The sequence below is a fragment of the Streptomyces sp. NPDC002499 genome, assembly GCF_053595415.1.
On the sequence record NZ_JBSFXO010000019.1, the window covers coordinates 123,364 to 132,658 of the forward strand.

10 protein-coding genes are annotated in these 9,295 nt (G+C 70.7%); 7 read left to right on the forward strand and 3 right to left on the reverse strand.

The window, feature by feature from the left end; all coding sequences use genetic code 11:
• Positions 1–75: 75 nt before the first annotated feature.
• The 3 genes from ACWD5F_RS43565 to ACWD5F_RS43575 all read left to right on the forward strand — a co-directional run bounded on the left by ACWD5F_RS43565 (position 76) and on the right by ACWD5F_RS43575 (position 1,830).
• Positions 76–393 (forward strand): SH3 domain-containing protein, encoded by a 318-nt coding sequence (locus ACWD5F_RS43565; protein ID WP_451261670.1) that lies wholly within the window; start codon positions 76–78, stop codon positions 391–393.
• 44 nt (positions 394–437) lie between these two features.
• Entirely contained in the window at positions 438–941 is a 504-nt protein-coding gene (locus tag ACWD5F_RS43570) for an EamA/RhaT family transporter (protein WP_451261671.1), read from the forward strand.
• A 118-nt stretch (positions 942–1,059) separates the two neighbouring features.
• Positions 1,060–1,830 carry a class I SAM-dependent methyltransferase gene (locus ACWD5F_RS43575; RefSeq protein ID WP_451261672.1) on the forward strand — a complete coding sequence of 257 codons (771 nt, stop codon included), beginning with the start codon at positions 1,060–1,062 and terminating at the stop codon, positions 1,828–1,830.
• On the opposite strand, the gene ACWD5F_RS43580 is transcribed toward ACWD5F_RS43575, so the two are convergent.
• A complete protein-coding gene (locus ACWD5F_RS43580; protein ID WP_451261673.1) occupies positions 1,794–3,236 on the reverse strand; it encodes a SulP family inorganic anion transporter in 1,443 nt (480 codons plus the stop codon). The two genes, ACWD5F_RS43575 and ACWD5F_RS43580, sit on opposite strands and share 37 nt — an antisense overlap.
• Before the next feature lie 266 nt (positions 3,237–3,502).
• Here ACWD5F_RS43580 and ACWD5F_RS43585 point away from each other — a divergent pair, with 266 nt between their 5' ends.
• The 3 genes from ACWD5F_RS43585 (at position 3,503) to proC (ending at position 6,016) form a co-directional block, all read left to right on the forward strand.
• A complete protein-coding gene (locus ACWD5F_RS43585; RefSeq protein WP_451261674.1) occupies positions 3,503–4,345 on the forward strand; it encodes an ABC transporter ATP-binding protein in 843 nt (280 codons plus the stop codon).
• Positions 4,342–5,142, forward strand: coding sequence for an ABC transporter permease (locus ACWD5F_RS43590; RefSeq protein ID WP_451261675.1), 801 nt, complete (start codon positions 4,342–4,344; stop codon positions 5,140–5,142). The genes ACWD5F_RS43585 and ACWD5F_RS43590 overlap by 4 nt, the downstream gene beginning before the upstream one ends.
• 61 nt (positions 5,143–5,203) lie before the next feature.
• Positions 5,204–6,016: a pyrroline-5-carboxylate reductase gene (proC, locus tag ACWD5F_RS43595; RefSeq protein ID WP_451261676.1), complete on the forward strand. Its 813-nt coding sequence runs from the start codon at positions 5,204–5,206 to the stop codon at positions 6,014–6,016.
• A gap of 51 nt (positions 6,017–6,067) precedes the next feature.
• On the opposite strand, the gene ACWD5F_RS43600 is transcribed toward proC, so the two are convergent.
• On the reverse strand, positions 6,068–6,655 hold the full coding sequence (locus ACWD5F_RS43600; protein WP_451261677.1) for a cysteine hydrolase family protein: 588 nt from the start codon (positions 6,653–6,655) through the stop codon (positions 6,068–6,070).
• A 120-nt stretch (positions 6,656–6,775) separates the two neighbouring features.
• Between ACWD5F_RS43600 and ACWD5F_RS43605 the strand changes: the two genes are divergently transcribed.
• Positions 6,776–7,801, forward strand: a complete 1,026-nt coding sequence (locus ACWD5F_RS43605) for a GlxA family transcriptional regulator (protein ID WP_451261678.1) — start codon at positions 6,776–6,778, stop codon at positions 7,799–7,801.
• Here the strand turns inward: ACWD5F_RS43605 and trpS are convergent.
• Positions 7,693–8,766 carry a tryptophan--tRNA ligase gene (gene trpS, locus ACWD5F_RS43610; RefSeq protein ID WP_451261679.1) on the reverse strand — a complete coding sequence of 358 codons (1,074 nt, stop codon included), beginning with the start codon at positions 8,764–8,766 and terminating at the stop codon, positions 7,693–7,695. The two genes, ACWD5F_RS43605 and trpS, sit on opposite strands and share 109 nt — an antisense overlap.
• Positions 8,767–9,295: the final 529 nt, after the last annotated feature.

The following is a 9,295-nucleotide window of genomic DNA, read 5'->3' on the forward strand; positions in this document are numbered from 1 at the left end:
TGTGTTTCATGGCGTGTTTTAGGGGAATCAATGGGGCCTCATGGCAGTCATGGGGTCCAACGGGGGAGGTTTTTCATGTCCATTGACCGCACGGAGGAGGCCGGGAGCGTCGAGGGCGCCCAGGCTCTGACGGCCGCCGCGACCGTCCGCTACTACTCGGTCGCGCCGGGTGTCCGGCTCAACGTCCGCAGCGGCCCCGGCACCAGCTACAGCATCGTCCGGGTCCTGGCCGCGGGCGCCAAGGTGCCGATCTACTGCCAGACGCCGGGCACGCGGGTGACGGGCCCGTACGGCACGAGCAACATCTGGGACAACATCAGCAACGGCGAGTACGTCTCCGACGCCTACGTCCTGACCGGCAGCGACGGCTACGTCGCCGACCGCTGCGACTGATCCCGGCCGGGAGCCCGCCCCGCCCCGGGCGCCATAATCGTCCCGTGAGCGACGAAAACGGCACCCAGGACACGGCGGGCTCCCCCACGGGGCCCCGCCCCGAACCCCTCCGCTTCTTCGGCACCACCTGGGTGGACCACGACAACGGCTACGCCCTGCGGCGCGTCGGCGCCGCCGTCGGCTCCCTCGCCGCCGGGGTCGCCTCCTGCCTCGTCCTGCGCTTCGCCTACCAGGGCCTCCAGCTCGCCGACACCGGCTCCTTCGTCACCGTCCTGGTCGTCGCGATGTTCGCCATCTGTAGCGCGCTCGCCTTCCGGCACACCTGGGAGTCCTTCGGCACGCGCCCCGACCCCGAGCGCCAGGCCTCCCTGCGCGGCCTCCTGGCCATCGGTTTCGTCGGCTCCCTCGCCGCGTACTTCTTCCGCTCCCTGACCGAGGCCCCCGGCGAGCGACTCCACCGCACGGAGTACGAGACGGCCCGCACGGAGTACGAGAAGCGCACCACCCGCCGCACGGGCAACCCGTCGAAGAAGCGCCGCCGGAAGTAGCGGGCGCCGCCGGAAGCAGCCGGGGCGGCGGCCACCGTCGGACACAGAGGGATCATGGCTGCTCCTTCCCCCGGCAAAACTCACGCTCCCCTTTACCCAACGGGTCCACCATGGCCGTATGACCGCCTCCTTCCACGCCTCCCGCGCCCACTCCTTCAACGCCGCCGCGGCCCAGTACGCCGCGAACCGCCCCTCCTACCCGCCCGCCCTCTTCGACGCGATCGAGGAGCTCGCCGGCCGCCCCCTCGAAGGCGCCCGTGTGGTGGACGTGGGTGCCGGGACAGGGATCGCGACCGCGCTGCTGCACGGGCGGGGCGCCGAGGTGGTCGCGGTGGAGCCCGGGGAGGGCATGGCGGCCCAGTTCCGGCACACCAACCCCGGTATCCCGATCGTGCGGGGCAACGGCAACCAGCTGCCCCTCGCCGACGCCAGCGCCGACTTCATCACCTACGCGCAGGCCTGGCACTGGACCGAGCCGGCCTGCTCGGTCCCGGAGGCGCTGCGGGTCCTGCGGCCGGGCGGAGCGCTGACGCTGTGGTGGAACACCAGCGCCCTCGACGTCCCCTGGATCGACGCGCAGTCCGAACGCATCCGGCGCCACTTCGGCGTCGACCGCGTCGTCGACCGCAACGGCAGCGGCATGCACTCCGCCCTCGCCGATCCCACCGGCCGGCTCCACTTCGCCCACCGCCGCGTGCGCTGGAGCCGGCACGTCCCCGTCGACACCCACCTCGCCAACATCAGCAGCCACTCGATCTTCCTGGTGGCCGGCGAGGAGAGCACCGAGGCCTTCCTCGCCGAGGAGCGCGACCAGCTGCTCACCGTCTTCCCCGGCGGAGTCGTCGAGGAGATCTACGTCGTCGAACTGCTCGTCGCCACCGGTTCCTGACCCCGCGCGGCGGCCCACCCCTCCAGGGCCGCCGCGCAGGCGTGGTCCAGGTGCCGCAGCCCGCCCAGTTCGAGCCGCACCTCCCGGTCCACCGGCAGCGCGTCGAGTGCGTCCAGCAGCTTCGGCAGCCGCAGGAACGTGGCGTGCCCGAGCACCCGTACGACGATCCCGGCGTCCCCCCGGTCCTCCGTCTCGATGTGTACATGGCTGACGTCCCAGGCCGTCTTGGCCACCGCCAGCGTCAGCCCCACCAACACCCCCTCGAACAGGTTCCCGACGACGATCGCCCCCGCCGTCACCACCAGCACGAGCACCTCCCCGCGATGCCCGCGCCACAGCACCCGCACCTCCCGCACCGGCACGAGCTTGCACCCGGCGTGCACGAGCAGCCCGGCCAGCGCCGCCACCGGAATCACCCCGAGCGCCCCCGGCACGAAGACCGTGAACACCAAGAGCCACACCCCGTGCAGCAACCGCGAGGCCTTGGTCCTCGCCCCCGCCTGAACATTGGCCGCACTCCGCACGATCACCGCCGTCATCGGCAGCGCCCCCAGCAGCCCGCACACCGCGTTCCCCGCGCCCTGCGCCAGCAGCTCCCGGTCGTAGTCCGTACGCGGCCCCCGGTGCAGCCGGTCCACGGCCGCCGCGCTGAACAACGACTCCGCCGACGCGATCAGCGCGAACGCCACGACGGTCCCGATCACCCCCACTTCCGTCAGCCGCCCGAAGTCCGTCGGCTCGGGCATCCGTACCGCGTCGAGCAGCCCCCGCACCTCGACCCGCCGCACGTCCAGGCCGAAAACTCCGGTCACCGCCGACACCGCAGCCACCGCGACCAACGGCGCAGGCACCACTCGCGCCCCCCTGCGCCAACGCGGCCACAGCAGCAATACCGCAAGGGTGGCACCCCCCACTGACAACGCCACCGGATCCACCCGCCCGGGCAGCGACACCAGCCCGGCGAGCTTGCCGAGCCCGCCGGCCGGCGCCGCCGCGTCGCCCAGCGCGTAGACCTGACCGGCGATCAGCACCAGCCCGATGCCGGCGAGCAACCCCTGCACCACGGCCATGGACACGGCCCGGAACCAGCGCCCGAGCCGCAGCGCCCCGAGCCCCAACTGCACAAGACCGGCGCCGAACACCAGCACGCCGAGCGCCTCGACGCCGTACCTCTCGACGGCCTCGTACACGAGCACCGTCAGTCCCGCCGCGGGCCCGCTCACCTGGAGGCTGCTGCCGGGCAGCGCCCCGGCGACCAGCCCGCCGACGATCCCGGTGACCAGCCCCAACTCGGCCGGGACTCCGGAGGCTATGGCCACGCCCACACACAGCGGCAGCGCGACGAGGAACACGACTAGGGAAGCGAACAGATCGGCCTTCTGTACGACGCCACAGCGCTTGCGCATGACGGGAGCACCTCCGGTGATCGAGCGGGAGATGCGTGGGCGCCGAGCCGGGGGAGGGCACGGCGAACCTGCGTGCGCGGCATATGATCTCGCACTGAAATCCATTGTCGGGAAAGGGAGTTGGCTGCGCACCCCGTTCGTGTTGCCGACCCGTGAACGCGGAAGCGCGGATACCGGAACACCCCCTTCCGATCACGCCGCCACGCGCCTGCGCCGTCGGATGCACCCGCTTGACGACACCGCCCCGCGAGAGCATTATTCATCACATGATGAATTACGTTGCCGAGCCACCCGGCACAGCCGGCACCGGACGTGAACCCGCCGTCCACGCCGAGAACCTCAACGTCGTCCGCGGCCCCCGCACCGTCCTGCACGGCCTCGACTTCACCGTCCCGCGCGGCCAGATCACCGGCCTGCTCGGCCCCTCCGGCTGCGGCAAGTCGACCCTCATGCGCTCGATCGTCGGCACCCAGGCCAAGGTCACCGGCACCCTGGACGTCCTCGGCCGCCCCGCGGGCCACCCCACCCTGCGCACCCGCATCGGCTACGTCACCCAAGCCCCCTCCGTCTACGACGACCTGAGCATCCGTCAGAACCTCGACTACTTCGCCGCGATCCTCGACCCCGGCCGCGCCGGCGCCGAACGCCACCACGACGTCGAACGCGTCCTCGCCGACGTCGACCTCACCAGCCACGCCGACTCCCTCGCCGGCAACCTCTCCGGCGGCCAGCGCAGCCGCGTCTCCCTCGCGGTCGCCCTCCTCGGCACCCCCGAACTCCTCGTCCTGGACGAACCCACCGTCGGCCTCGACCCCGTCCTGCGCCGCGACCTGTGGACCCTCTTCCACGCCATCGCCGCCGACCGCGGCGCCACCCTCCTCATCTCCTCCCACGTCATGGACGAGGCCGAGCGCTGCCACCGCCTCCTGCTGATGCGCGCGGGCGAGATCCTCGCCGACGACACCCCCGAGGCCCTGCGCGCCGGCACCGGCGCCGAGACCGTCGAAGCGGCCTTCCTCCACCTGGTCGACGAGGCGACCGCCGCCGCCCGCGAGGGTTCCGCTGGCGGCTCCCGTGACAACACCCGCGCGAAGGAGAACACCCGATGAGTACGACGACCCCCGCGCCCACCGGCACGGCGGCCCCGAAGCCCGCACCCACCGGCGTCTTCAACGCCTCCCGCACCTTCGCCACCGCGACCCGCGTCCTGCGCCAGCTCCGCCACGACCGGCGCACCATCGCGATGCTGATCCTGATCCCGTGCGTGATGCTGTTCCTGCTGCGCTACGTCTTCGACGGCAGCCCGCGCACCTTCGACAACATCGGCGCCTCGCTCCTCGGCATCTTCCCGCTGATCACGATGTTCCTGGTCACCTCCATCGCCACCCTGCGCGAACGCACCTCCGGCACCCTCGAACGCCTCCTCGCCATGCCCCTGGGCAAGGCCGACCTGATCGCCGGCTACGCCCTGGCCTTCGGCGCCCTCGCCATCGTCCAGTCCGCCCTGGCCACCGGCCTCGCCGTCTGGTTCCTGGGCCTCGACGTCACTGGCAGCCCCTGGCTCCTGCTCCTGGTCGCGCTCCTGGACGCCCTGCTCGGCACCGCCCTCGGCCTCTTCGTCTCGGCCTTCGCGTCCTCGGAGTTCCAGGCCGTCCAGTTCATGCCGGCCGTGATCTTCCCCCAACTCCTCCTCTGCGGCCTGTTCACCCCCCGCTCCAACATGCACCCCGCCCTGGAGGCCGTCTCCGACGTCCTGCCCATGTCCTACGCCGTCGACGGCATGAACGAAGTCCTCAAACACACCGACATGACCGCCACCTTCATCCGCGACGCACTCATCGTGGCCGGCTGCGCCCTGGTGGTCCTGGCCCTGGGCGCGGCGACCCTGAGGCGCCGCACGGCATGACGGCGTTCCGCCAGCCGGACAGCCGCCTCACCCCACACACCGCCGGTGCGAGGATGAACCCATGACCCAGACAGTCGCAGTCCTCGGCACCGGCAAGATCGGCGAAGCCCTGCTCAGCGGAATGATCCGCGGCGGCTGGACGCCGGCCGATCTCCTGGTCACCGCACGCCGCCCGGAGCGCGCCGAGGAACTGCGCGCCCGGCACGGCGTCACCCCGGTCACCAACCAGGAAGCCGCCAAGACCGCCGACACCCTGATCCTCACGGTCAAGCCGCAGGACATGGGCAATCTCCTCGACGAACTCGCCCCGCACGTCCCCGCCGACCGCCTGATCATCAGCGGCGCCGCGGGCATCCCCACCTCCTTCTTCGAGGAGCGCCTCGCTACGGGCACCCCCGTCGTCCGCGTCATGACGAACACCCCCGCCCTCGTCGACGAGGCCATGTCCGTCATCTCCGCCGGCAGCCACGCCACCGAGGCCCACCTCGCGCACGCCGAGGAGATCTTCGGCGCCGTCGGCAAGACCCTGCGCGTCCCCGAGTCCCAGCAGGACGCCTGCACCGCCCTCTCCGGCTCCGGCCCGGCCTACTTCTTCTACCTGGTCGAGGCCATGACCGACGCCGGCATCCTGCTCGGCCTGCCCCGCGACAAGGCCCACGACCTCATCGTCCAGTCCGCGATCGGCGCCGCGGTGATGCTCCGCGACAGCGGCGAACACCCGGTCAAGCTCCGCGAGAACGTCACCTCGCCCGCCGGCACCACCATCAACGCCATCCGCGAACTCGAGAACCACGGCGTACGAGCCGCCCTCATCGCCGCCCTCGAAGCCGCCCGCGACCGCAGCCGCGAACTGGCCTCCGGCAAGAAGGACTGACCCCCACCGGGCCGGCCCCGCCGGGCCAACGCCCGCTCGGCGGCGGCCCGTTCACCCCGCCGCCGCGTCCACCACCTCCTTCGTGGTGACCACGCGCGCGAAGCCACCCCCGTGCAGCGACACCGCCGCCGCCTGTCCCACCTCGTCCGCGGTCCGCCGCCAGCCGAACGGCCCCTCCAGGTCGAAGGTGTACGTCGCGTCGTACGGCACCACCACGTCGTACCCGAGATTCCCGCCCATCCGGGCCGTCGTCTCCACGCACATGTTCGTCTGGATCCCGACCAGCACGAACTGCGAGATCCCCGCCTCCGTCAACCAAGCCCCCAGATCCGGCGTCCCCAAGAACGCCGAGTTCACGGTCTTGGTCACGAACAGCTCGGGCCCGCTCCCCTTCCCCCGCCTCCCCTCCACGTACTCCTTCAGCTCGTTCCCCTCGTACCCGAGCCGCAACGGCGACCCGGGCTTCGACGAGTCGTGCCGCACGAACACGACCGGCCGCCCCGACGACTGCCATACGTCGATCAGCCGCGCGATGTTGTCATCGGCCCCCGGGTTGTTCCGAGGCCCCCAGAAGTCGGCCTCCTCGAAGCCCTTCTGCACGTCCACGACCACCAGTGCCGCGTTCTCTGAGATCTCCATGCCCTCGATCCTGCTGCCGAGGGCACGCGGGCCCCAGAGGGTCAGAAGTCAGCGATCGATGGTTTACTGCCAGCTGTGGATCCTGCCCCTGCCCCTACCCGTACCCCTGTCCCGTACCGCGTGGCCCTGGTCGCCTTCCCGGGCATCCGCGCCTTCGACGTCTCCGTCATCACCGAGGTCTGGGGTACCGACCGCACAGACCGCGGCGCCCCCGCCTTCGACCTGCGCCGCGTCGCCACCGACAGCACCCCCGTCCCCATGCGGGGCGGCCTCACCCTCCTCCCCGACCGCGCCCTCGGCTGGCTCTCCCGTGCCGACCTGATCGTCGTCCCCGGCCTCGACGACCACGTCACTCCCGCACCCACCCCCGTCCTCGACGCCCTGCGCCGCGCCCACGCCCGCGGCACCACCATCGCCGCCCTCTGCGGCGGCGCCTTCACCCTCGCCCAGGCCGGTCTCCTCGACGGCCGCCGCGCGATCACCCACTGGAACCTCGTCGCCCTCCTGCGTGCTCACCACCCCCACGTCACCGTCGTTCCCGACGCCCTCTTCATCGAGGACGACAACCTCTGGACCGCCGCCGGCACCGCGGCCGGCATCGACCTCTGCCTCCACCTCGTCCGCCGGTCACACGGTGCCGAGGCGGCGGCCACCATCGCCCGGTCGATGGTCACCGCCCCCTTCCGCACCGGAACCCAGGCACAGTTCATCGAGCACCCCACCCCGCGCACGGACCGAGACGCCGACACCCTCGCCGCCGTACGCGAGCATGCCCTGCGCCACCTCGACGAACCGCTCACGGTCGCCGACCTGGCCACCCACGCGGGCATGTCGCCGCGCAGCTTCGCCCGTCACTTCACCGCGGAGACCGGCACGACCCCACTGCGCTGGCTCCTCGACCAGCGCATCGCCGCAGCCCAGAAGCTCCTCGAACGCACCGACCTCCCCATGCCCGAGGTCGCCCGCCGCGCCGGCTTCGGCAGCGAGGTCACGATGCGCCAGCACTTCGCATCGCGCCTCGCCACCAGCCCACGCGCCTACCGGGCCGCGTTCAGCACCGGTTCCGTGGCCGGCGTCGTCGCCGACTCAGTCACCGGCTCAGTCAGCGGTTCCGACGTGGGTTCCAGCAGTCCGATCGCCCGGTAAGCCGTATCCACCGTCGGCCGCGCCATGGCCCGAGCCTTCTCCGCACCATCCCGCAGCACCCCCTCCACATAGCCCGGATCCGCGCACAACTCCTTGTGCCTCTCCTGTACGGGCTTGAGGATCTCGACCACGGCCTCTGCGGTGTCCTTCTTCAAGGACCCGTACGACTCATATACACCGCTCAAGGCTTCGGGGTTCCCACCTGTGCAGGCAGCGAGGATCTCCAGCAGGTTGGCGATCCCCGGCCGCTCCTCCCGGTCGTAGACGACGTCCTGCCCGCTGTCGGTCACGGCCCGCATGACCTTCTTGCGCACCACGTCCGGCTCGTCGAGCAGATAGACGATCCCCGCCCCGAAGTCGTCCGACTTCCCCATCTTCGAAGTCGGGTCCTGGAGGTTCATCACCCGAGCAGCGATCTGTGGTGTGGTCGCCTTCGGCACCACGAACGTGTGCCCGTACCGCTGGTTGAACCGCAACGCCAGATCCCGAGTCAGCTCCACATGCTGCGTCTGGTCGTCCCCCACCGGCACCTCGTCGGCCCCGTACGCCAGGATGTCCGCCGCCATCAGCACGGGATAGGTGAGCAGCGACAGCCGCACACTCCCACCACGCTCACGCTCTCGCGCGGCCTTCTCCTTGTACTGGATCATCCGACGCATCTCGCCGTCGGTCGCCACGCACTCCAGCACGTACGACAGCCGCGCGTGCTCGTCCACATGACTCTGTACGAACACGGTGCACAGCTGTGGATCAAGTCCCGCCGCCAGCAACAACGTCGCCGCCTGCCGACTGAGCCTCCGTACTCTCGCGGGATCGTGGTCCACGGTCAGCGCGTGCAGGTCGACGACGCAGAACAACGCGTCCGACCGGTGCTGGTCCACGTCGACCCACTGCCGCATGGCTCCCAGGTAGTTCCCCAGGGTCAGGTGTCCGGTCGGCTTGATCCCGCTGAAGACCCGAGTCATTTCCACTCCACCTCCTGATCGAGACCGCCGTCCCGGCGGCCGACCCTCAGGAGCTCTGGAGGGAGAAACGAGAACGGCCGCCGAGGCGGCGGCCGTTGAGTGCATACGTGCGCACGGCCGCCGTCAGGCGGCCCACCAGAGCTGGGTGCACGTACGCGTAGTCATGGGCCCAGAGTACGCCTCAGGGCCCCGGTCCGACCGCGAGTTGACACACCCAGGTCCGGTACGTAGTGTTCTCCGAGTTGTCCGACGTGAGCGCCGACTCCGGTCGGTCCCCGGACAGCCATTCCGCAAGTACCAACCACTAGTCGACTAACAGTCGGTCTGACTGTCGTCGTGTTATTGGCGTGCGTATTCGCGAAATGAGGAATCTGCGTTCGAAAGGGCGCAGCACCCGATTAGCGTCGGGGGCGGGAGTCCGCTAAAGTCTCACTCGTCGGAACGGCCCAACAGCCGGAAAGACAACCCCATCTGACGGGGAATCGGACGCCGAAAGGGTCTGATAGAGTCGGAAACGCAAGACCGAAGG

What these genes read in the sequence shown, in the direction of transcription:
- ACWD5F_RS43565 (WP_451261670.1), top strand. Translation starts at nt 76, where the DNA reads ATGTCCATTGACCGCACGGAGGAGGCCGGGAGCGTCGAGGGCGCCCAG.
- ACWD5F_RS43580 (WP_451261673.1), bottom strand. Translation starts at nt 3,236, where the DNA reads ATGCGCAAGCGCTGTGGCGTCGTACAGAAGGCCGATCTGTTCGCTTCC.
- ACWD5F_RS43600 (WP_451261677.1), bottom strand. Translation starts at nt 6,655, where the DNA reads ATGGAGATCTCAGAGAACGCGGCACTGGTGGTCGTGGACGTGCAGAAG.
- ACWD5F_RS43590 (WP_451261675.1), top strand. Translation starts at nt 4,342, where the DNA reads ATGAGTACGACGACCCCCGCGCCCACCGGCACGGCGGCCCCGAAGCCC.
- ACWD5F_RS43585 (WP_451261674.1), top strand. Translation starts at nt 3,503, where the DNA reads ATGATGAATTACGTTGCCGAGCCACCCGGCACAGCCGGCACCGGACGT.
- ACWD5F_RS43575 (WP_451261672.1), top strand. Translation starts at nt 1,060, where the DNA reads ATGACCGCCTCCTTCCACGCCTCCCGCGCCCACTCCTTCAACGCCGCC.
- proC (WP_451261676.1), top strand. Translation starts at nt 5,204, where the DNA reads ATGACCCAGACAGTCGCAGTCCTCGGCACCGGCAAGATCGGCGAAGCC.
- trpS (WP_451261679.1), bottom strand. Translation starts at nt 8,766, where the DNA reads ATGACTCGGGTCTTCAGCGGGATCAAGCCGACCGGACACCTGACCCTG.